This is a genomic window from Streptomyces sp. B3I8, assembly GCF_030816915.1.
In the GTDB taxonomy this organism is placed as follows: Bacteria; Actinomycetota; Actinomycetes; order Streptomycetales; family Streptomycetaceae; genus Streptomyces.
Genome location: NZ_JAUSYN010000002.1, coordinates 99,954 through 122,651 on the forward strand (window position 1 = coordinate 99,954; position 22,698 = coordinate 122,651).

The 22,698-nt window shown below is 73.0% G+C and carries 15 protein-coding genes; 11 read left to right on the forward strand and 4 right to left on the reverse strand.

Going from position 1 to position 22,698, the window contains the following annotated elements:
* The first annotated feature begins 70 nt into the window (after positions 1-70).
* The 9 genes from QFZ64_RS02680 (at position 71) to rph (ending at position 10,158) form a co-directional block, all read left to right on the forward strand.
* On the forward strand, positions 71-1,111 hold the full coding sequence (locus QFZ64_RS02680; protein ID WP_307061899.1) for an ABC transporter permease: 1,041 nt from the start codon (positions 71-73) through the stop codon (positions 1,109-1,111).
* Between the two features lie 3 nt (positions 1,112-1,114).
* On the forward strand, positions 1,115-2,008 hold the full coding sequence (locus QFZ64_RS02685) for an ABC transporter permease (RefSeq protein ID WP_307061901.1): 894 nt from the start codon (positions 1,115-1,117) through the stop codon (positions 2,006-2,008).
* Positions 2,005-2,943, forward strand: coding sequence for an ABC transporter ATP-binding protein (locus tag QFZ64_RS02690; protein WP_307061903.1), 939 nt, complete (start codon positions 2,005-2,007; stop codon positions 2,941-2,943). The genes QFZ64_RS02685 and QFZ64_RS02690 overlap by 4 nt, the downstream gene beginning before the upstream one ends.
* A complete protein-coding gene (locus QFZ64_RS02695; RefSeq protein ID WP_307061905.1) occupies positions 2,940-3,788 on the forward strand; it encodes an ABC transporter ATP-binding protein in 849 nt (282 codons plus the stop codon). Before QFZ64_RS02690 ends, QFZ64_RS02695 begins: the two co-directional genes overlap by 4 nt.
* A 26-nt stretch (positions 3,789-3,814) precedes the next feature.
* Positions 3,815-5,155 (forward strand): LLM class flavin-dependent oxidoreductase, encoded by a 1,341-nt coding sequence (locus tag QFZ64_RS02700; protein WP_307061908.1) that lies wholly within the window; start codon positions 3,815-3,817, stop codon positions 5,153-5,155.
* Between the two features lie 183 nt (positions 5,156-5,338).
* Complete coding sequence (locus QFZ64_RS02705; protein ID WP_307061910.1) at positions 5,339-6,112, forward strand: alpha/beta hydrolase; 774 nt, start codon at positions 5,339-5,341, stop codon at positions 6,110-6,112.
* 81 nt (positions 6,113-6,193) lie between these two features.
* Positions 6,194-6,748 carry an NADPH-dependent FMN reductase gene (gene ssuE / locus QFZ64_RS02710; protein WP_307061912.1) on the forward strand — a complete coding sequence of 185 codons (555 nt, stop codon included), beginning with the start codon at positions 6,194-6,196 and terminating at the stop codon, positions 6,746-6,748.
* Positions 6,749-6,827: 79 nt separating this feature from the next.
* Entirely contained in the window at positions 6,828-7,379 is a 552-nt protein-coding gene (locus tag QFZ64_RS02715; protein ID WP_307071543.1) for a DinB family protein, read from the forward strand.
* Positions 7,380-7,545: 166 nt separating this feature from the next.
* Positions 7,546-10,158, forward strand: coding sequence for a rifamycin-inactivating phosphotransferase (gene rph, locus QFZ64_RS02720; RefSeq protein ID WP_307061913.1), 2,613 nt, complete (start codon positions 7,546-7,548; stop codon positions 10,156-10,158).
* Between the two features lie 125 nt (positions 10,159-10,283).
* Here the strand turns inward: rph and QFZ64_RS02725 are convergent, their stop codons facing one another.
* The 4 genes from QFZ64_RS02725 to QFZ64_RS02740 form a co-directional block, all read right to left on the reverse strand.
* Positions 10,284-11,189 (reverse strand): NAD(P)-dependent oxidoreductase, encoded by a 906-nt coding sequence (locus QFZ64_RS02725; protein WP_307061915.1) that lies wholly within the window; start codon positions 11,187-11,189, stop codon positions 10,284-10,286.
* Positions 11,190-11,367: 178 nt separating this feature from the next.
* Positions 11,368-12,492 (reverse strand): alkene reductase, encoded by a 1,125-nt coding sequence (locus QFZ64_RS02730; protein ID WP_307061917.1) that lies wholly within the window; start codon positions 12,490-12,492, stop codon positions 11,368-11,370.
* Between the two features lie 351 nt (positions 12,493-12,843).
* Positions 12,844-13,416 carry a TetR/AcrR family transcriptional regulator gene (locus QFZ64_RS02735; protein ID WP_307061919.1) on the reverse strand — a complete coding sequence of 191 codons (573 nt, stop codon included), beginning with the start codon at positions 13,414-13,416 and terminating at the stop codon, positions 12,844-12,846.
* Between the two features lie 154 nt (positions 13,417-13,570).
* Positions 13,571-14,491, reverse strand: coding sequence for an NADP-dependent oxidoreductase (locus tag QFZ64_RS02740; protein WP_307061921.1), 921 nt, complete (start codon positions 14,489-14,491; stop codon positions 13,571-13,573).
* Between the two features lie 94 nt (positions 14,492-14,585).
* Here QFZ64_RS02740 and QFZ64_RS02745 point away from each other — a divergent pair, with 94 nt between their 5' ends.
* Both QFZ64_RS02745 and QFZ64_RS02750 read left to right on the forward strand, forming a co-directional pair.
* On the forward strand, positions 14,586-15,155 hold the full coding sequence (locus QFZ64_RS02745; RefSeq protein WP_307061923.1) for a TetR/AcrR family transcriptional regulator: 570 nt from the start codon (positions 14,586-14,588) through the stop codon (positions 15,153-15,155).
* Positions 15,156-15,483: 328 nt separating this feature from the next.
* Entirely contained in the window at positions 15,484-22,506 is a 7,023-nt protein-coding gene (locus QFZ64_RS02750; RefSeq protein ID WP_373430535.1) for a glycoside hydrolase domain-containing protein, read from the forward strand.
* Positions 22,507-22,698 lie beyond the last annotated feature (192 nt).

The following is a 22,698-nucleotide window of genomic DNA, read 5'->3' on the forward strand; positions in this document are numbered from 1 at the left end:
GTCCCCCACTCCCGTCCCATCCCCGCACACCGTTCACCCGCCCAGAGCCCACTTCGAGAGGGGGCATCCCATGACGACAACACAGGCGCAGGCGCGGCAACCGGCCCCGGCCGCCGACGGCCGCACGGCCGCCGGGACCCGGGCGCGGCACGCCGCGGGCCGCGTCCTTGCCACCGTCGCCCGGTCGGCCGCGCTCTTCGTGCCCGTCTTCCTGGTCGCGACCCTCGTGACCTTCGCACTGCGCTCGCTCAGCGGGCTCAGCCCGGCCAGGATCCAGCTCGGCGAGCAGGCCACGCCCGAGGCGATCGCCCGGGTCGAGTCCCAGTGGGGCCTGGACCGTCCCTTCCTGGTGCAGTACGGCGACTGGATCGGCGGCGTGCTGCACGGACAGCTCGGCGCGAGCTGGACCAACGGGGCCGACATCTCCACCCTCATCGGGCTCGGCCTCGGCGTGAGTCTGTCGGTGGCCGTCCTCGCCCTGGCCATCGGCGTCGTCGCGGGCTTCGCCCTGGGAACGCTCGCGGCGCTGCGCCGCACCACCTGGGTCGACCGCGTCGTCACCGGCTTCGTCACGGTGATCTCCGTGATGCCCGCCTTCGTGGTCGGGATCTTCCTGGTGGCGGTCCTCGCGGTCGGGCTGGGGCTGTTCCCTTCCGCCGGCTACGTCGAGCCGGGCCAGGGCATCGGACCGTGGCTCGCCCACATCACGCTGCCGGCAGTCGCCCTGAGCTTCGACGTCGTCGCCGACGTCGCCCGCCAACTGCGTACGAGTCTCGTCGCCGCGTACCGCGAGAACTACGTGACCGGCGCGCTGGTGCGGGGCCTGAGTCCGCGCCGGATCTTCTTCACCCACGTCCTGCGCAACGGCCTCGGGCCGACGCTGGCGACCCTCGGGCTGAAGTTCCCCTCGCTCGTGGGTGCTTCCGTCGTCACCGAGTGGATCTTCGGGCTGCAGGGGTTCGGCCGGTTCGCCAACGACTCCGCCCAGTCCGGCGACGTGCCCGCCGTCCAGGGCGTGCTGGTCGTGTCGATCGTCCTGGTCGTGGCGTTCAACCTCGTCGTCAACCTGGTGCTGGCGCGTGTGACGCCCGCGTCGCAGAGGGGAGTGTGAACCATGGTGCGCCGTGTGCTGTCCCTGCCGTCCGGCCGTGTCGCCGTGTGCGTGCTCACGGTGATCGCGCTGCTCGCGGCGTTCGGCCCGCTGCTCGCCCCGCAGGATCCGCTGGCCGGGGGCGACCACCCCCTCGCCGCCGCCTCGGGCGCCCACTGGCTGGGCACCGACTACCTGGGCCGGGACGTGCTGAGCCGCCTGCTCGACGGTTCCCGGGTCAGTGTGCTGGGTTCGCTGGAGGTGGCGCTGACCGCGCTGGTGGTGGGGGTGGTCCCGGGGATCCTGTCGGTGTACCTCGGCCGGGCCTTCGAGTGGATCACCCTGCGGCTGGCCGACACCCTCGTCGCGCTGCCCTTCCTGCTGTTCGCCGTCGCCGTCGTCGCCCTGCTCGGCAACGGCATCACCCAGGCGATGCTGGTGACCGGAGTGCTGGTCTCCCCGCTGTTCTACCGGGTCTCGCGGGCAGCCACCCTGGCGGTGGCGCGGTCGCCGTACGTGGAGGCGGCGCTCGTCTCCGGCGCCACGATCGGCTGGGTCGTACGCCGTCACGTCTGGGTCAAGGTGCTGCCGCCGATCGCGGTGGCGCTCGCCCAGACCGTCGGCACCGGCTTCGTGATCGTCTCCAGCCTTACGTTCCTCGGCATCGGCGTCCAGCCGCCCGCGCCCACGTGGGGCGGGCTGCTCGCCTCCGACCTGGGCTATCTCGGCCAGCGGCCGTGGGCGCCGGTCACCCCCGCACTCCTGATCATGGTCACCGTCTGGGCCTGCAACGTCCTCGCCGACGTCCTGCGCGACGTCTCCGGCGAGGCCGGCCGCGCGCTGCTGGGCAGCCGCCGGGCGCGCGCCGCCCGCCGGATCGACCAGGCCGATCCCGCTCCCGCCGGAGGCGCACGATGAGCACCCTGTCCCGGAAGCCGGCCGCCGGTCACCGCGCCGCCGAGCCGCCCGCCCCCGCACCACCGGTGACGCCCGCGTCACCGGTACCCCCCGTACCACCGCCCGCCTCCGCACCGCCGGTGGCTCCCGCGCTGGCCGTGCGTGATGTGCGCATCAGTGACCGGGCCGGGGACCGCGAGATCGTCCACGGGGTGAGTTTCACCCTCACCCCCGGCCGGACGATCGGCATCGTCGGCGAGTCCGGCAGCGGGAAGACCCTCACCTGCCGCGCCGCGCTGGGCATCCTGCCCCCGCACTTCGAGATCACCGGTGGCTCGGTCGAGATCGGGGGCCGCGACACCGTCGGTCTGACGCCCGCCGAGTGGACGGCGCTGCGCGGCGCCACCATCAGCGCGGTCTTCCAGGACCCGGCCTCCTACCTCAACCCCTCGATCCCGGTCGGCAGGCAGGTCGCCGAGGTCGTCCGGGTCAAGAAGGGCGCGGGCCGGCGCGAGGCCCGCCACCGGACGCTGGAGCTGCTGCGCGCCGTACACCTGCGGGACCCCGAACTCGTCTACTCTCAGTACGCGTTCGAGCTCTCCGGCGGCATGCTCCAGCGGGTGCTCATCGCGGCGGCCGTCGCCGCCGACCCGCGCGTCCTGATCGCCGACGAGGCCACGACCGCCCTCGATGTCACCGTCCAGGCCGAGATCCTCGACCTGCTGGCCGAACTGCGCGCACGCGCCGGCCTCGCCCTCGTGGTGGTCTCCCACGACCTGGCCGTCGTCGCCCAGTTGTGCGACGAGGTGCTCGTCATGCGCCGGGGCGAGGTGGTGGAGCAGGGCCCCACCGAGGAGGTCCTGCACCGTCCGCGGCACGACTACACCCGGCTGCTGATCGCCGAACACCAGCAGTACGGCCTGGAGAAGTTCCTCACCCCGGAGGAGGACGCGTGAGCGACGACACCACCACCGGGCCGGACCGTCCCGTGCTCGAGATCGACGGCCTCGAGGTGCACTACGGGGTGCGCCGCCGGCGCCGGCGCGCCCTGCACGGCGTGTCGTTGAGCGTCGCCCCCGGGGAGACCGTCGGCATCATCGGCGAGACCGGCTCGGGCAAGTCCACCCTCGCGCGGGCCGCGCTCGGCCTGGTGCGCGCCTCCGCCGGATCGATCGCGGTCGACGGCGAGGACGTCACCGCCCACGGCACCCGCCAGTGGCGCGCGCTGCGCCGCAGAGGGGTCGTCCAGTACGTGTTCCAGGACCCGCTGCGCAGTCTCGACCCGGACCTGAGCATCGAGACCTCCCTGACCGAGCCCCTGCTCATCGGGGGCGCCACCCGTGAGGAGGCGGCGGCGCGGGTGCGGGAGTTCCTCCCCCGCGTCCGGCTCGACGAGGACCTCCTCGGCAGGCTGCCGGGCGAGCTGTCCGGCGGGCAGCGCCAGCGTGTCGCGGTGGCCCGCGCCCTGGTCACCGGGCCGCGGCTGGTCATCCTCGACGAGCCGGTCAGCGCCCTGGACTCCGCCAACCGGGTACAGGTCCTGGAGATCCTCAAGGGGCTGCGCGCCGACGGCGTCGCCCTCGTGTTCATCTCCCACGACCTGGGCTCCGTCGCCGGGGTCGCCGACCGCGTCGCGGTGCTGTACCGGGGCGAACTGGTCGAGGCGGGCGCCACCCGCGACGTCATCACCGCGCCCCGGCATCCGTACACGCGGCTGCTCCTCGGGTCCGCGCCCACCCTGCGCGGCGCACCGGCGGACCGCGCCGAACGCGACGCCCTGCGCGCGCTGCTGCACACCTGAGACTCACCAGGAAAGGACACCTTGTCATGCCCCGCACCCTGCACCTCGCGCTCCACCCCTACGGCGTCGGCGGCCCCGGCCAGCACGGCCTGTGGAAGGACCCCCGCGTCGCGAAGAACGCCAGCATCGACATCGACTACTACATCCGGCTGGCCCAGGCGGCCGAACACGCCCTGTTCGACGCGCTGTTCATCGTCGACAGCCAGTTCATCAACGCCACCTACCCCGCGCACTACCTCAACCGTCTCGAACCGCTGACGCTGCTGTCCGCGGTCGCCACCCACACCCGGCACATCGGGCTGGTGGGCACGGCGAGCTCCACCTACAACTCGCCGTTCAACCTGGCCCGCCGGTTCGCCTCGCTCGACCACATCAGCGGCGGACGGGCCGGCTGGAACGTGGTGACCAGCTTCGACACCGGCACCGCGCGCAACTTCGGGCTGGACGAGCACCTCGACTACGCCACCCGATACGGCCGCGCCCTGGAGTTCGTCGAGGTCGCCCGGGGGCTGTGGGACTCCTACGAGGACGACGCCTTCCCCGCCGACGTCGAGCGCGGTGTCTTCCTCGACCCGGACAGGCTGCACTCCCTGGACCACGTGGGCGAGCACTTCTCGGTGGCCGGTCCGCTGAACCTGTCCCGTTCCCCGCAGGGCCAGCCGGTGATCTTCCAGGCCGGGGTGTCCGAGGAGGGCCGCGACCTCGCCGCCCGGGTCGCGGAGGGCATCTACGCACCCGGCGGAACCCTGGAGCAGGCGCAGGAGTACTACGCCGACATCAAGCGGCGCACCGCCGCGTACGGCCGGGACCCCGACCACATCAAGATCTTCCTGCACGGCGGGCCGATCGTCGCCGCCACCGACGAGGCCGCCCGGCGCCGTGAGCGGGAGATCTTCGAGGAGGACAACGACTTCGCGCGCAACCTCGCGCTGCTCGGCCGTTCCTTCGGGGCCTACGACTTCAGCGTGCACGATCTGGACGCGCCCTTCCCGGACGTCGCCCACCTCGCCGAGAAGGGCGGCCGCACCGGCGCCGCGAAGCTCATCGAGCGGGCCCGCGCCGAGCATCTGACGTTGCGTCAAGTCGCGGAGAGTGTCAACCAGTTCCGCCGGTCGCCGTTCGTCGGGGATCCGCGCACGGTGGCCGACACCATCGAGCGGTGGTTCGACGCCGGCACCCTCGACGGCATCAATCTCGCCTTCCGCACCGAGGAGGAACTCAGCCTCTTCGTCGACGGCGTCGTGCCCCTGCTGCAGAAGCGCGGCCTGTTCCGTACCGAATACACCGCCGACACCCTGCGCGGCAACCTCGGCCTGCCCGTCCCGGCGAACCGCCACACCCGCGAGCGGGCGCTCGCGGCCGGCTGAGGCCGCCCCCGACACGAAAGACGTGCTCATGACCAGCGACGGACCCCGTTCCCGGCCCGGCCGCCGGCCCCGGCGCCGGGGCCGGACGACGACGTCCCTCATCACGACCGCGGTCGCACCCGCCCCGGGCGGGACGCCCGCCCACTCCAGCCTTCCCGTTCCCGCACCCGCAGGGAGTTCGACATGACCCAGTACAGCGACTTCTTCGCACCGGAAGGCCTGCGCGTGCGCGGCACGGTCGTGGTCGTCCCCGGCCGCGGCGAGACCCTGGCGACCTACGGCCGGCTCGGCAGGCGGCTCGCCGCGGACGCCTACCGCGTACGCGTCCTGAACGCCCCGGCCCTCGACGGCGACGACGCGACGGTGGAGCTGAGCACCCTGCTCGAGGCCGCCGTCACCGGCACCGTCGCGGAGGGGAGCGCCGGCGGTGAGGACGTCGTACGGCCGCTCGTGGTCGTCGGCGCCGACTCGGGGGCCGCGGCCGTGGCCGCGCTCCTCGGCCGGGCGGGGACCGCGGCCACCGTACGGCCCGACGCGCTGGTCCTGGCCGGTCTGCCGGGCCGGGGCGCGGGCTCCGCCGGGAGCTGGGAGGAGGAGCTCGACGTGCGCACCGCCTGCCCCACCCACCGGGGCACGCTCACCGACGACCCGGACGTCCGGCGCGGCTCGCTCGGCCGGGCCCTGCCGGACACCGTGTCGGCGGCGGCCCTGGAGGTGCGCACCGATCTGCCGGTCCTGTTCCTCGTCGGTGACGCCGACCCCCTGGCCGACCACGAGAGCCTGCGGCGCACGGCGGAGTCCGCGCCGCGGGCCCGGCTCTCGGTCGTCCACGGCGCCCACCACGACGTCCTCAACGACCTCCAGCACCGGTCGGTGGCCGCCGAACTCGTCGATTTCCTGGAGACCGTGCGCAACGGCCTGCGGCCGCTGGTCACCGTGGAGTCCAGCGCGTGGTGAACGGCCGCCCCGCACCCCTCGCCCTCCCGCTCCGCCCCAGCCCCAGCCCCAGCCCCAGCCCCAGCCCCGGAAGGTAACCCCATGGCCGCCATCCTGTCCGTCTCCGGTAGCCCCTCCCCCACCTCCCGCACCACCCGCCTCCTGCGCCATCTCGACGAACGCCTGCGGCAGCAGGGGCACGAGGTGACACCGCTGGAGGTGCGCACCCTGCCCGCCGACGTCCTGCTCGGCGCGGACGTCCGGCACCCGGCCATCACCGGCGTCGCGGAGCTGTTCGCACGTGCGGACGGGGTGGTGATCGGTACCCCCGTCTACAAGGCCGCGTACTCGGGCCTGCTCAAGTCGCTGCTCGACCTGCTCCCGCAGTACGCGCTGAGCGGGAAGACCGTCCTGCCCCTGGCCACGGGCGGCAGCCAGGCCCACGTCCTGGCCATCGACTACGCGCTGCGCCCGGTCCTCAGCTCCATGGGCGCCACCCACATCGTGCCCGGCTGGTTCACCCTCGACCGGGACATCGCCCGCGGCACCGACCCGCTCGTGGTCCCGGCCCCCACCGCCAGGGCCCTGGAGGAGGTGACGGACCGTTTCTCGGCTGCCCTCGGCGGCAGCGTCACCGCCCTGGCACCCACCGCCTGAGCCCGCGCCCGCCGACGGGCGTCACGCATCCGGGCCGACCACCGGCGCGGCGGCGGCGCGTGGGGGATGCTGGGTGACCATGACAGCAAACGCGGACAACACCGAGAACGTACGGGACACGGCTCCGGGCGGTGCGGCGAGCAGCGAGGTGCGGGCGCTCCTGCGGAGTCTGGACGGGCAGCGACGCCATGTCCTCGACACCCTCGACGGGCTGGCCGCGAGGGACCTCCGACGGCCCGTGCTGCCTTCCGGGTGGCACTGCCTGGGGCTGGTCCAGCATCTGACGCTCGATGTGGAGCGGTTCTGGTTCCGCGCGGTCGTCGCCGGGGACGAGGAGGTCATCCGCGCCCTGCCGAGCGGCGACGAGGCGTGGCGGGTGGCCCCGGAGCTGCCGGCCGCCGAGGTGCTCGACCGGTACCGGCGGGAGGCGGAACTCGCCGACGCCCTCATCACCGTCACCTCCGCCGACGCCGCCCCGGTCTGGTGGCCGCACGACCTGTTCGGCGAACCGCACCTGCACACCCTGCGCGACGTCCTGCTGCACGTCATCACCGAGACCGCGTGTCACGTCGGCCATCTCGACGCGGTCCGGGAGCTGATCGACGGCCGCCGCCGACTGGTGCTGACCTGAGGGTGCCCGAGGAACACGGGTGGACACCGGGGCACGACGAAGGCGAGGAGTCTGCTTCTCCTCGCCTTTTACAAGGTATAGCTCACCGGGGGGCTTGCGGCAAGGCCCCCGTCGTACCGGACAATCTGCGGCCGAGGCCACCACCTGCGGAAACGGAGCTGTCGCAGTGAGCGAGCGGTACGTGTGGGATCTGCGAGAGGTCGACGGGGAACACGTCGCACTCGTCGGAGGCAAGGGAGCGCACCTGGGCGAACTGTCCCGGATCGAGGGCGTCCGGGTGCCCGAGGGGTTCTGCGTGACGACCGGTGCGTTCCGGCGGGCGCTGGAACGGGCGCCGTGGGTCGGGGAGGGGATCGAGCGGCTGTCGCGCGTGGACCCGGACGACCGGGAGACGCTCCGCGCACTCGGCACGCGGATCCGCCGGGCGATCGAGGAGACGCCCCTGCCGGACGAGGTCGCCGGGGCGATCACCGGGGCGCTCGCCCGGACCGGTGAGCGGGCCGCGTACGCCGTCCGCTCCAGCGCCACCGCGGAGGACTCGCCGACGGCGTCGTTCGCCGGCCAGCAGGACACGTATCTCAATGTCCTGGGGCCGGCGGAGGTGCTGCGGCACGTCAGCCGGTGCTGGGCCTCGCTGTTCACCGAGCGGGCCGTGGCCTACCGGCGACACCACGGCATCGACGACCGGGCGGTCGGCATGGCCGTGGTCGTGCAGCGGATGGTCGTCGCCGAAGCGGCCGGCGTGCTGTTCACGGCCGATCCGGTCACGGGAAACCGCACGGTCGCCACCGTGGACGCCGGTTACGGCCTGGGCGAGGCGCTGGTGTCCGGCACGGTGACCCCGGACGTGTTCACGGTGCGGCACGGCGATGTCGTCGCCCGGTCGATCGGCGCCAAGCAACGGGCCGTCCACGCCGTGCCGGGCGGCGGCACGCGGACGGTGGAGGTGGAGCCGCGGCGGCAGAAGGAGCCTGCCCTGACGGACGCCCAGGTGAGGGAACTGGTAGGGCTCGGGCGGCGGATCGAGGCGCGGTTCGGCCGGCCGCAGGACATCGAATGGTGCCTGGCCGACGGCGGCTTCGCGATCGTGCAGAGCCGGCCGATCACCACGCTGTTCCCGCTCCCCGAGAACGTCGACGGGGGGAACCACGTCTACCTCTCCGTCGGCCACCAGCAGATGATGACCGACCCGATGAAGGCCCTCGGGCGTTCGGTGTGGCAGCTGTTGGCCATGGCGCCGATGCTGGAGGCCGGCGGCCGGCTGTTCGTCGACGCCACCCCGCATCTGATCCCGCCCGCACGCCGTGCCGCCTTCCTGGACATGGTCGGCAGGTCCGATCCGGTGACCCGGGACGCGCTGGAGACCGTCCTCGACCGCGACGGCTTCCTCCCGACACTGCCGGACGAGGCCCCCTCCGGGCCCGCGGCCGACAGCACCCCGCCGCCCCCGCCGCCGGCCGATCCGGCCCTCCTCACCGAGCTGGTCGAACACAGCAGGGCGTCACTGGCCGCCCTCCGGCGCGACCTCGCCGACAAGAGCGGGCCGGCGCTGTTCGACTACCTGCTGGAGGTGGCCGTCAAGGAGCACAAACGGGTCCTGTCCCATCCGCCGAGCATGCGGGTCGTCATGGCGGGGATGGAGGCCACGTGGTGGCTGAACGACAAGCTGCTGGAGTGGCTGGGGGAACAGAACGCGGCCGACACGCTCATCCTGTCCGCCCCCGGCAACATCACCTCCGAGATGGGGCTGGCCCTGCTCGACGTGGCGGACGTGATCCGCCCGCACCCGGAGGTGGCAGCGTTCCTGCGGACCGTCGACAAGGCCGAGGACGCCGGCTTCCTGGACCGGCTGGCGGATCTTCCGGGCGGGGCGGCCGCCCGGGACGCCCTCCGGGCCTACCTCGACCGGTACGGCATGCGCTGCGTCGGCGAGATCGACCTCACGAGGGAGCGGTGGAGCGAGCGTCCCTCCACCCTCCTGCCCGTCCTCCTCGACCACGTCAGGAACTCCGCACCGGGCGCCGCCGCACGGCGCTTCGAGGAGGGACGGCAGGAGGCGCGGCGGAAGGAACAGGACGTACTGACACGCCTGCGGGCCCTCCCGGACGGGGAACGCAAGGCCGCCGAGACCAAGGTGGTGATCGACCGGGTCCGTACCTTCGTCGGCTACCGGGAGTACCCGAAGTACGACATCGTCAACCGCCTCTTCCTGTACAGGCAGGCGCTCCTCGCCGAGGCCGACCGGCTCGTGACGGCCGGCGCGCTCACCGACCGGGAGGACGTCTACCACCTCACCCTGCGAGAGTTCCACGAGGCCGTGCGCGTGGGACGGGTGGACGAGCGGCTGATCCGGCGGCGCGAGGAGGAGTTCCGGTCGTACCACGCGCTGACGGTGCCGCGGGTGCTCACCTCGGACGGCGAGTCGGTCACCGCCTCCTACCGACGGGAGGGGGTGCCGGAGGGGGCCCTGGTGGGCCTGCCGGTCTCCACCGGGACCGTCGAGGGCCGGGCGCGGGTCGTCCGCGACATGGCGGAGGCCGAGCTGGAGGCGGGCGACATCCTGGTCACCGTCTTCACGGATCCGAGCTGGTCACCGTTGTTCGTCGGGATCGCGGCGCTGGTGACGGAGGTGGGCAGCCTGATGACCCACGGCGCGGTCATCGCCCGGGAGTACGGCCTGCCGGCGGTGGTGGGCGTGGACGGCGCCACCCGGCTCATCCGGGACGGGCAGCGGATCCGCGTCCACGGGAGCGAGGGGTACGTCGAGCTTCTGGGCTGAGTCGTTTCGTCGCGGCTCCTGTTCCGGTCGCGGTTCTTGTTCCCGTTCCGCGGCGCATGGAGAGGGCCCGGTGGCCGACGGTGACCACCGGGCCCGCGGTCCGGTCGGGCGTGGCGCCGGACCGGTCAGTCGTCCCGCAGCCCGGCCTTCCACGCCCGGTACAGCAGCGCGGGATCGTCGGTGACGGCGACGTGCCGGGGGCGCCAGCCGAGGAGGCGGCGGGCCTTGTCGTTGGAGACGAGTTCGTCCTGGTCGGCGGCCATGTGCATCATGCCGCCCGCCTCCGCGGGCTCCAGCCCGATCTCCTCGGTGCAGCCGGCGGCCCCGATCACGGACCGCTGCACGTCCAGGGTCCGCAGGCGCTGGTCGTCGGCGATGACGAACACCTCGCCGTCGACCGCCGCCGGGTTCTCGAGGACGCGGACGTAGGCCTCGGCGAGGTCGTCGACGTGGACCCAGCTGTAACGCTTGGCGGTGTCGCCGTAGAAGACGGGCTTTCCGGCCTCGGCCGCGACGAACCAGTGTCCGGTCATGGAGGTGGTGGCCGGGCCGCCGTACACGAAGCCGGGGCGCACGACGGTGTGGGCGAGCGGGCCGGCGGCGAGTTCCTTCTCCAGCAGGAACCGGAAGCCGAGGGGGCTCTCGGGGTTGCCGGGGGTGTTCTCGTCCATGAGGGGCAGGCCCGTACGGCCGTAGGAGGAGATGCCGGTCGTGTAGACGAGGTGGTGGCGGCGCCCGGACCGCTCCTGGGCGGCGGCGAGTTCGGCGAACAGCCGGCGGTCGGTGCCCAGCGGGTCGTTCATGTCCAGGAGGAGATGGACGACGGCGTCCGTGCCGTCCAGGTGCTCGCGCCAGGTCTCGGGAACGGCGAAGTCGCCCTGTACCGGGGTGACTTCGTCCCGCATCAGTTCACGGGCCGCAGGGCCGGAGGCGTCGCGGGTCAGGCCGAGGACGGTGTGTCCGGCGCGGGCCAGGGCAGCGGAGACGCGGTGTCCGACGTATCCGGTGGCGCCGATGACGAGGATGTGCACGCTGTTCGCTCCTGCGAGGGTGTGGGGCTGCGGTGTGGGAGGTCGGGTGTCGTTCCGGCTGTGTGCCGTGTGCGGTGTGCCGGTGGTGTGCGCGGTGCGGGGCCCGGCATCGGGCATCGGGCATCGGGCATCGGGCATCGGCGGATACCCGACGCGTGTCGCCCGGCGCCGTCCGGTGTCATGCGCCGGGGTCGGTGACCGCGGGGTAGTCGACGTAGCCGGTCGCGTCGCCGCCGAAGTAGGTCGTGCGGTCCGGGGGCGTGAGCGGGGCTCCCGTGCGGAACCGTTCGACGAGGTCGGGGTTGCTGATGTACGGCTGTCCGAAGGCCGCCAGGTCGATGATGCCGGCGCCGATCAGCTCGTCGGCGCTCTCCCGGGTCATGCCGCCTGCCAGCACGAACGGCGTTCCCGGCATCCGCGCACGCATGTCGCGCAGCAGCGCGCGCAGCCGCTTCCGCGGCTCGCCGCCGTCGTCCGCGAAGCCGCTCGTGTCGTGCACGTGGACGTAGGCGAGGTCGCGGGCCGCGAGCTCTTCGGCCAGGGCCAGGTAGGTCTCCTCGGTCCGGTCGTCCGCAGGCATGTTGCCGACCGTGCTGAACGGGGAGAACCGTATGCCCACCCGGGAGGCACCGATCCGCTCGACGACGGCGTCGGTCACCTCCAGGGTGAAGCGGATCCGGTCGGCGACGTCGCGGCCCCCGTACCGGTCCGTGCGGTCGTTGAGTTCGGCGTTGAGGAACTGTTCGAACAGGTACTGGGTGGCGGCGTGCAGCTCCGTGCCGTGGAAGCCTGCCTTGTCCGCGGCTGCCGCGGCGGCGGCGAAGTCGGCCGCCACACGGCCGACTTCGGCGGTGCCCAGCGCGCGCGGTGTCGATGCCGGGACTCTCCCCGGGGTGCCGTCGGGCCCGTAGGCGAAGGCCACGTCGCCCGAGGCCCTGGCCACGGAGCTGACCGGTGCCCGCCCGTCCGCCTGCAGGGACACGTGCGAGGCCCGGCCGGCGTGCCAGAGCTGGGCGAAGATGCGGCCGCCGCGGTCGCGGACGGCGTCGGTGACGCGCTGCCAGCCGGCGACCTGCGCGGCGGTGTACAGGCCCGGCGTGAAAAGGTAGCCGGTCGCCTCCCTGGAGATCGGCGCCCCCTCCGAGACGATCAGACCGGCGCTCGCGCGCTGTGCGTAGTAACGGACGGTGAGGTCGTCGGGGACCTCCTCCAGCGCCCGGGCGCGCGTCATCGGCGCCATCACCACGCGGTTGGGGAGCCGCAGACCTCGCAGGTCGAAGGAATCGAAAAGGTGCTGTGCCACGGGAACGGCCTCTCACTCATGCGTCTGCTGCCGCAGTACCTGTTACATCTGTACCTGGTACGCATGTACCAGGTACAGATGTAACAGGTACAGATGTACAGATGCAAGGCCGGGGGTCGGCGACGTGACGGAGTCGAGCGCGGGAGAAGAAGACCGGTGCGCGTCGCGGGTATGCGAAGGAGCCGGAGCGCGGCGGCGGGGAGAGCACAGCAGGAGGGACGGAAAGGCACCGCGAGCGGACGCCCCCAAGGCGGGACGCCGCCGCACCGCGCGGGGCGCGAAGGGAAACGGGAAGCCGGGGAACACGAGGACCGGCACGTGCCGGACAGCGCGCGTGCGCGCCCTCGGCCGTTACGCCGCCGGGTGCGCGCCCAGGCGCCGGATCAGGTCGAGAACGGACGCGTGGAAGCAGTCGATGTCGAGATCGGGGTAGGTCAGAGCGGTGAGGACCTGACCCTGGAGGACGGCCGCCATCGCGAACCCTGCGGTGACCCCGCCGACGCACGGCGCCATCATCTCCGCGATCCTCGCGTGGTACTCGTGGAACGTGGGCCGCAGCGCGGGGTCGTGGGTGGCCGCGACCACCATCTCCTGCACCGCCGCGGCCGCGTCCCTGTGCTCCGTGACCAGCGAGACCACGTAGTCCGCCACCAACCCCGGCAGTTCCTCCGCCGTCACGGTCGGCGGCGGTTCGGTGAGCTGGTCGCTGACGATCTGCAGCGCCCGCTCGAACATCGCACGGCGCAGTTCCTCGATCGAGGAGAAGTGGTACGTCACGGAGGCCAGGGACGCCTTGGCGGTCGCCGCCACGGTCCGGTGCGTCAGGCTGCCCGAACCGCCCTCGGCGACGACGGCGATGGCGGCGTCCAGCAACGCGGTACGCCGCGCGGCACCACGGGCCGTCAAGGTGCGGACCTCGCTCACGACCTCTCCCTCCACCGCTTGGCCACCGCCGGCAGGCACAAACGTACCGGATGCCCGGGAGCCGACGGGATCCCGCCGGCGGGGCACGGCGGAGGAGGTCCCGGCAGGGGCCCGACGAGGACACCGCCCACGTCGGGCACGTACCCGCGCGGGATCAGAGGAGGACCACGACCTTGCCGTGGACGTGGCGGCCCGCCTGGAGTTCCACGGCCTCCCGCACCCGCTCGACGGGGAACGTGGCGGCGATGGGCACGGTGATCTCACCGGCGGCGACCGCGGCGGCGATCCGCTCCAGGTCCTCGGGCCGTGCTTGGAAGCCGCCGGTCGGGCGCACCCCCTCGGGCACGTCGGTGCCCGCGGCGATCGTGGAGATCCGCGCGGCGGGGACGCCGAGGGCGAGCGCCGCCTCGGCGGTCTCGGTGCCGAACAGGTCCGTCGCCGCGCTCACCCCCTCGGGCGCCAGCGCGCGCACCCGGTCCGCCAGACCGGGGCCGTACGTGACGGGCTCGACGCCGAACTCACGCAGGAAGCCGAAGGTGGCCTCGGAGGCGGTGCCGATCACCCGGGCCCCGGCCCGTCGCGCGAGCTGCACGGTGAGCACACCGACACCGCCGGCCGCGCCTCCGACCAGGACGGTGTCGCCCTCCTTCAGGTCGATCGCGGCGAGCGCCGCCGCCGCCGTCAGCCCCGCCACGGAGAGCGTGGCGGCGACCTCGTCGCCGACCTTCTCGGGCGTACGGAAGAGCCACTCCGCCGCGGGGTCGACCACCACGAGGTCGGCGACGGCGCGGCCGGTCGCGCCCCCGTGGACCCGGTCGCCCACCGCGAATCCGGCGACCCCCTCGCCCACCTCGTCCACGACACCGGCGAAGTCGGTGCCGAAGCCGCCCGGGAGGGAGAGGCCGAACCGCTCCGCCACCGGCGGTGTGGAGGTGAGCACCCAGTCCATGGGGTTGAGGCCGGCCGCGGTCACCCGCACGCGCACCTGGCCGGGGCCCGCGTGCGGCTCCGGAACCTCGCGCAGCTCCAGCACCTCGGGGCCCCCGAACGTCTCGTGCACAACGGCTCGACTCATGACATACCTCCACGCGAAGCGATCAGTGATGAGACTTGGTCCCATCACTGTACACGGCGATGGGACCGAGTCCCGTGGCCCGTAAGCTGTGTCCATGGCCCGCTGGGAACCCAATGCCGCGCAACGACTCGCCGTCGCCGCGCTCGAACTGTTCGACGAGCGCGGGTACGACCACACGACCGTGCTCGACATCGCACAGCGCGCGGGACTCGCCAAGAGCACCTTCTTCCGCCACTTCCAGGACAAGCGGGAGGTGCTCTTCGGCGAGGACCCGCTCACCGGGCCGCTCGTCGCCGGGATCACCGCGGCGCCCGCCGCAGCCACTCCGCTCGAAGCGGTGGCGCAGGGTCTCGACGCGCTCGGGCAGGAGGTGTTCACCCCCGCCCGCCACCCCTTCGTCGCCCGCCGGCGCTCCGTCATCGACGCCCACGACGACCTCCAGGAACGCGAGGCCCTGAAGGGCCTGCACCTCACCGCCTCAATGACCCGGGCCCTGACGGACCGCGGGGTGGCCGCCCTCACCGCGGAAGTGGCCGCCCAACTCGGCGCGCTCGCGCTGAAGACGGCGTACGAGCGCTGGAGCGGGGCGGGCGGCACCGAGGAGTTCGGCGCCCTCGCCCGGCGGGTCCTCGGCGAGGTCGAGGCCGCCGCCTCCGGCCTGTGACGAACCGTCCGCCCGGCACGGGTGGGGCGATGCGTGCCGGGTGGGAGGTTCGTTCCGCCGGTCGGGCGGTCGGGTGGTCGGGTGGTCGGTCGGGCGCGGGTGCTGCGCGGATCACCCGACGTGCGGCCTTCCCGACGGCCGCGGTTCGCCTCCCGTACGCCTTTCCCCTGTGTGATGGGGGAGCAGTCGTGGGCGCGGCGGGTGCAATTCCGCGGTGGTCCATTACCGTCATTCCCCGAGTGCGTGCGTACCGGCCGTTTCGACTGTGACAACGTTGTCTCCACGGTGGCCGGGGGTGCCCGGGTATCGCGAACGCTGGAGAGGTTTCGTGCCGAGAAGACCCGTAGGACTTCGACCACCTGCCCACCGAGCGGCTTCGGCGCGGACCGTCCGCCGTCGGCCGCTGCGTGCCGCGGCGGCCGCGCTGCTCGCGGGAGCGCTGGCCCTCGCCGGGTCGGCGGGCGGCGGCGGTACGGCCGTGGCGCTGCCCGGCGCGACCGCCCCCGCGGGGTCCGCCGCGTCCGCGGGGACGCCCGGCGGCACGGACCACACGAAACTCGTCGACCCGTTCGTGTCGACCGCGGGTGACGACGGCAACGACCTGCCGGGCGCGCAGGCGCCGCACGGTCTGGCCAAGGTCAACCCGATGACCACGCCGGGTCGTAACCACTCCGGGTACGACTACGACGAGGACCACATCGCCGGGTTCACCGCCACGAACCTCGACGGCGTCGGCGGCTCCGGGGGCGGCGGCGACCTGCTGGTCGTCCCGACCTCCGTGCGGTACGACAGCCGCCCCACCGCGAGCGGTTACGCGCACCCGTACAGCCATGACGACGAGAGCGCGACGCCGGGTTACTACCGGGCGGGCCTCGGCGCCCTCTCCGGCACCGGGTCGAAGGTGACCCAGGGCTCCGGAACGATCGACGCCGAGATGACCGCGACGACGCGTACGGCGCTGGAACGGTACCGCTTCCCCGCCGGGTCGACCCCCCAGCTCGTCCTCGACCTCGCCAACAACTACACCAGCCGCACCCGTTCGACCCTGAAGGCGACGACGCTCGCGGACGGCACCACGTCCCTCACCGGGCAGATCGCGGGGTCGTTCAACGGCGCCTCGTACCGGATGTACTACGCCGCCACCACCAACGTCCCCGTCACCTCCCTCAGGAGCTGGGGCGCCGACGGCAAGCTGAGCGACGCCACCGAGCGGGACGGCACCGACACCGGCGCCGTCCTCGGCTTCGGCACCTCCGCCGGCGACGACGTCGAACTGCGCGTCACCCTCTCGCCGATCAGCGCCGAGCAGGCCGTCGCCGACCAGCGCGCCGAGGTGGGCGGCCTCACCTTCGACCAGGCGCGGGCACGGACGAAGGCGGAGTGGAACGACACGCTCGGCGCCGTCGCCGTGCGGGCGTCCGCGACCTCGGACCCCGGCTCGACGCTGACCAAGGAGTTCTACACGCACCTGTACCGCATGTACGCGCTGCCGGTGAACGCGACCAGCACGAGCGGAACGTACCGCGGTGTCGACGGGGCGGTGCACGAGGCGAACGGCTTCACGTACTACGACGGCTGGTCGTCCTGGGACGACTTCCGCAAGTACTCCGTGGAGGCGTACATCGACCCGGACACCTACCGGGACATGGTGCAGTCGGCCGTCCTCCTCTTCGCCGACGCGCACACCGCGGGCAAGAGCCCGGGCAGCCTCACCCACTCGGTGCCGACCGTGCGCTGGGAGCGCTCGGCCGTGGTGATCGCCGACGCGTTGTCCAAGGGCTTCGAGAACTTCGACCGGCTGGACGAGGCGTACCCGGCGCTGAAGTCGTACGTCGGGTACTACACGGGCACCCAGTTGCGGCAGGGGTACGTGGAAGGTGATCCGGGAACGACCGTCCAGCGCGGCTACGACCAGTGGGCGCTGTCCGTGATCGCCGACGCGCTCGGCAAGGACTCGGAGGCGGAGAAGCTGCGCAGCCAGTCCACGATGGCCATCGACCACCTGGTCGAGCCCGGCGCCTGGACGGCGGCGGACGGCACGCAGGTGGGTCTGCTCACCCCGCGCGCCTCGGGCGGCGACTGGCAGAGCGCGGACCACGAGAGGTTCGAGGCCGCCAAGCTGTACCAGGGCACGCTGTGGCAGTACCACTGGTACGACGCCTACGACATGGGCGGTCTGATCAAGGCCATGGGCGGCGAGAAGGCCGGCCGGGCCGCCGTGGAGCACATGTTCGGAGAGGACTCCGACGCCGACGACGGCTCGACCATGCTGCACTCCAACGCCAACGAGATCGACCTCCAGGCGCCCTACCTCTTCAACTACGTCGGCGAGCCGAGCCTGACGCAGAAGTGGGTGCGCGCCATCTACACCGGCACCACCTGGAACCGGTACCTCGCGACCGGCTCCACGGGTGAAGCCCCCAGCTCCGGCGGCGAGTTCACCCCGCCGGTCAAGACCCAGGTGTACAGGCTCTCCCCGCACGGCTTCCTGCCGACGATGGACAACGACGCCGGCACCATGTCGACCATGTTCGTCGCCGCCGCGCTGGGGCTGTTCCCGGTGACCGCCGGCTCCAGCCAGTTCCAGATCGGCAGCCCGTTCTTCGACTCCACGACCATCACCTACGCGAACGGCACCAAGTTCACGGTGAAGGCCGACGGCGTCTCGTCGTCCGACTACTACGTGCAGCGGGCGACCTACAACGGCTCCCGGTTCTCCGACACGTGGCTCGACTACTCCCGGATCATCTCCGGCGGCACGCTCGACCTCACCATGGGCGCCGAGCCGTCCCGGTGGGGCGCGGACGCGAAGCCCGCGTACTCGCTGGACACCGACGGCGGCGACACGGGCGGCGGCACGGACACGGACAAGGGCGACACGGTCCTCTCCGCCCGCCCGGCCACCGTCGCGGCCGCCGCTGACGGCTCGGTCGACGCGAGCGTACGGCTCACCCTGTCCGGACGGGCACGGTTCGCCGCACGCGCGGGCACCAGCCTCACCCGGACCGGGGCGGCGTCGGTGACCGGTCTGCCGGACGGCGTCACCGCGGACCTCCGCGTCACCGGCTCGCGCACGGCGGCGCTGTCGCTCGACGGCACCGCGAAGGTCGACGCGCGCTTCGGCCTCACGTTCGCCGACAAGGCCTTCGCCCACCACGTACCGGCCTCGTCGGTGCGCGGCACCGGGGTGTCGGTGACCGACCCGCTCCGCCTCTCCGCCGCCGCGGTGCGGCGCGGGAGTCTGAAGTCACTCGTGGACCAGGCCTCCCTGGTGCGCGGCGCCCACTACTCCGACGGCTCCTACAGCCTGTTCCGGTCGGCGCTCGACCGCGCGCGGACCGTCCTCGCCGACGCCGCCGCCACGACCGCGACACTCATGGCCGCGCAGGACGCGCTGCGGTCCGCCGCCGACGCGCTCACCATCGACGAGGGCGGCTACGCCGTCCTCCAGGCCGAGGCCCCGGACGCGATGGAGGGCCCGAGCCTGGTGAAGGAGGCGTACTACTCCGACGGCGACCTCGGCGGCGTCACCGAGGGCGCGTGGGAGAAGTTCGCCGAGCTGGACTTCGGCGGCGTCGCCCCGCGCAGCGTCTCCGTCCGCTACGCCAACTCCCAGGCGGCGACGGCGAAGCCGAGCAGCGTCGACATCCATGCCGGTGGCGCCGACGGCCCCGTGGCCGCCACGGTCTCGCTTCCCGGCACCGGGAGCTGGCAGAACTACTCCACGGTGCGGGCGACCGTCACCGACCCCGGGGCCCTGCTGAACGCGTCGGCCGCGACGTTCGTCTTCCACGCCCCGTCCGGGCAGAGCTGGGTGTCGAACTTCGACCGGTACCAGTTCTCCCCGTACGACGTGTCCTCCTCCCCCACCACCACGCTCGCCACGCTGACCGCCGCCAACAGCACCACGACCGGCGACGGTTCGGTGCCGCTCAAGCTCTCGGGCGGCATCTTCGAGAACGTGACGGACGGCGCGTGGGCCCAGTGGCACGGCACCGATCTCGGTGACGGCGCCGACAGCGTCTCCGTCAGCTACGACAAGCCGCAGTCACGCGCGGCGTCGGACTCGCACATCGAGCTCCACCTCGGTACGAAGGACGGCGCGAGAAGCGTCGACGTCCCCCTGGACTACACCGGTGCGGGCTGGGGAACCCTCGCCACCACGACCGTACGGCTGGACCCGGGCGTCTTCACCGGCGTCCAGGACGTGTACGCCGACTTCGTCTCCAGCACCCAGACCTCCGACCGGCCCTACGTGGGCAACATCCACTCCCTGACCCTGACGCGGAGCGCCGACACCCCGGTGTCCTTCGACGCCACGGCGTTCACCTCGCACAGCGGCGGCGGGCTCAAGAGCGAGCCGGCCGGCTGGAACGACGCGGGTTCGGCCACGGACCTCGGCGGCACCTACGACGGGGCGTGGCTGGACTACGGCGACATCGGCTTCGGCCGCTCCGCGAAGAACACCGTCACACTCACCTACGTCAACAACTCCGCGCGCTGCGGGACCGGTTCGGCCGTCCAGCTCTACCTGGACGGCTTCGACGCGGCGCACCCGGGCACGCCGTACACGACGATCCCGCTGCCGGTCACGGGCAGCGCCTGGTCCTCGGGCGGCACGACGAGCCTGTCCCTGCCGAAGGCGATCACCGGCACGCACGGCGTCCACCTGCGGCTGACGACGACCCCGGACTCCTCGCACCCCTACGTCGCGAACCTGGGCCGGATCACGTTCAGCCACGTCGAGACACCCGCCGAGACGGACAGGTCCGCGCTGAACAAGGCGATCGACCAGTACGCGGGGCTGTCCGCCGGCGCGGAGCGGTACGGCACCATCGACTTCGGGGTGTTCCGTCGCGAACTGGCCGCCGCCCGCGCCCTGGCCGGTGCCGACGACGCCGCGCAGCTCGAGGTGGACACGGCCACCCGTAGTCTCACCCTGGCCGCCGAGCAGCTCGTCCCGCTGCCGAGGCTGAGGCTGGAGGATCTGGTCGCCACCGCGGCCGCGCTGACCGACGCGCGCTACACGGACGCGTCGTGGGCGGCGTTCACCGACGCGCTCGCCGATGCCAGGACCGCGCTCGCGGACGGCGCGGCCGAGGACGAGACCCTCACCGCGCGGTACAAGGCGCTCGACCATGCCATGGGCGCGCTCACCACGAAGCGGAGGACGGTGCCCGCCGCACCCGGCGCCGTGTCGGCCACCGTTTCCGGCACGAGCGTGACGGTGCGTTGGTCCGCCCCCGAGGACACCGGCGGCTCCGCCGTCACCGGCTACGTGGTCACGCTCGACGACGGCCACCGGAGCGGAAGCGGCACCGGTCACCGGGGCGAGACCGACAACGGCCACCAGGTCGAGATCCACGACCCGGGCAGCAGGGCCACCGTCTTCACCGGGCTGCCCGCCGACCGCTCGTACACGGCGCGCGTCCGGGCGGTGAACGCCGTCGGCACCTCGCCGGCGAGCGCGGCCACCGCGCCCGTGGTGACCGGGAACAGCAGGCCGCAGCGGCCGACGGTCACCGGTGTGCTCACCGACGGCAAGCAGGTCCGGGTGACCTGGCGGTCGGCCGGTGACGGCGGTTTCCCGGTCCTCGGCTACACCGTGGCCCTGGACGACGGCACCACCGCGCACGTCGGCGCGACGACGGACACCGCGCTGCTCGGCACCCGGAGCGGGGCGAAGGCCCACACGGCGACCGTCACCGCCCTCACCCTGGCCGGCTCGTCGGACACGTCGGACACGGCCGTCACGACGGCCGCGAGCGCCGGCGACCCCGGCACGTACGAGCCCTCCCCCTTCCCGGACGGCACGCTCGACACGCACTACGCCTCGGACCAGTGGCCGAGGACCGGCGACGGCACGGACTACTTCGACAACCTGCTCGGCGGCTTCGATGACCTCCCCTCCGGCACCCTCGGCGCCAACGAGAAGTCGCCCGCCGGGGCCCCGCTCACCGCCGAGAACGACGAGATCGCCGTACGCGTCAACAACGCGGCGACGCAGAAGGAGGTGGACCGGGCCGAGGTCGACGCCACGCACAGCGCCACCGTCACGATGGCCGACGGCCTCGGCTCACGCCTCGGCGCGCTCTACGAGGACGCGCTGAGCGGCGGCCGACTGCCCAGGACGAGCGCGCTGTTCTCCCGCGTCACCGAGAACCTCGACACCCATGACGCGGCGAAGAACCACTTCGGCTACCTGCGCCCGTACGTGCGGCTCCGGTTCGTGGGCGACGGCGGCGAGATCTACGAGTCGCAGGACGGCTCCTACGGCTCCCTCACCAGCAGCGGATCGTACCCGAGCGGCCACACCTACGGCGGCTACGAGGCCGGGACCATCCTGGCCACGCTGCTGCCGGAGCTGGCGCCGTCGATCCTCGCGCGCACCTCGGAGTACGGGCACAACCGGATCGTCCTCGGGTTCCACTACCCGCTCGACGTCATGGGCGGCCGCATGACCGCCCAGGCCACGGTGGCGCACCGGTGGGCGGACCCCGAGTTCGAGAAGCTGCTCACGCAGGCCCACACGGAGATCGAGAACGTGCTGCTCGCGCGGTGCGAGCAGGAGGGCTACGGCGACACCCTGGCGGCGTGCGCGGGCGACCCGTACGCCGGTCTGAGCACGGCGCAGGACGTCGACCTGTACACGCGACGGCTGACCTACGGGTTCTCCCGGACGGGCAAGGCCGGGCAGACCCTGAAGGCGCCGGCCGACGCGGCGGCGCTGCTGGTCACGGCCTTCCCGGACCTCACCGCCGAACAGCGCACCCAGGTCCTCGTGCAGACGGCGACGGACTCGGGGTATCCGCTCGACCCGACCGGGGACGGCGGCGCGAGCTGGCAGCGGATCAACCTGGCGGCCGCGATGGCGGCGGACGTGGTCGTGAACGCCGACGGTTCGGTCACGGTGACGAACGTCGCCGACGCCACGAAGGCGAGCGTCGCGGACGCCCGCGCGCTCACCGTGGGAGGCGCGGCGCTCGACGGGTTCGCCCCGGAGGTGTCCACGTATGTCGTGGACCGGTCGGCGAACGGGCCGGTCCCGGCGGTCACCGCCGTGCCGGCCGCGTCCGGGGCCCGGGTGAGGGTCACCACCGGCGGTTCCGTGCTCACCTCGGACTCGCCCCTGTTCACCAGCCGCACGGTCACGGTGACCTCGGCCAACGGCGCGGTCACCCGGACCTACACCATCGGGTTCCGGCGGACGGGCCACGGCCACGGCCCAGAGGTGACGGGCGGCGCCGGTGGTACCTGGGGCACCGGGAGCACCGGCCCGGGTTCCGGCGGCATCCCGCTGTGGTCCCCGGCGACGGAGTGGGCGGAGCGGACAGGGTTGCGGGGCTGGTGACCACCGCCGCCACGCCCCGCTGACCCGGGGCGCACCGCGGGCCGCCGCCGTCAGGACGAGAGCACCGTCCTGACGGCGGCGGCCGTTTCGTCTCACTGCGCCGCGGCGAAGAACACGGCGCCACTCAGGAAGAGGGCGCCGCAGAGGAGGAGGAACACCGCTGTTCCCCCGACATGCCGTCACATGAGGACC

Coding starts and splice junctions, on each gene's coding strand:
- QFZ64_RS02680 (WP_307061899.1), top strand. CDS start 71: ATGACGACAACACAGGCGCAGGCGCGGCAACCGGCCCCGGCCGCCGAC.
- QFZ64_RS02685 (WP_307061901.1), top strand. CDS start 1,115: ATGGTGCGCCGTGTGCTGTCCCTGCCGTCCGGCCGTGTCGCCGTGTGC.
- QFZ64_RS02690 (WP_307061903.1), top strand. CDS start 2,005: ATGAGCACCCTGTCCCGGAAGCCGGCCGCCGGTCACCGCGCCGCCGAG.
- QFZ64_RS02700 (WP_307061908.1), top strand. CDS start 3,815: ATGCCCCGCACCCTGCACCTCGCGCTCCACCCCTACGGCGTCGGCGGC.
- QFZ64_RS02705 (WP_307061910.1), top strand. CDS start 5,339: ATGACCCAGTACAGCGACTTCTTCGCACCGGAAGGCCTGCGCGTGCGC.
- ssuE (WP_307061912.1), top strand. CDS start 6,194: ATGGCCGCCATCCTGTCCGTCTCCGGTAGCCCCTCCCCCACCTCCCGC.
- QFZ64_RS02715 (WP_307071543.1), top strand. CDS start 6,828: ATGACAGCAAACGCGGACAACACCGAGAACGTACGGGACACGGCTCCG.
- QFZ64_RS02740 (WP_307061921.1), bottom strand. CDS start 14,491: ATGAGTCGAGCCGTTGTGCACGAGACGTTCGGGGGCCCCGAGGTGCTG.
- QFZ64_RS02745 (WP_307061923.1), top strand. CDS start 14,586: ATGGCCCGCTGGGAACCCAATGCCGCGCAACGACTCGCCGTCGCCGCG.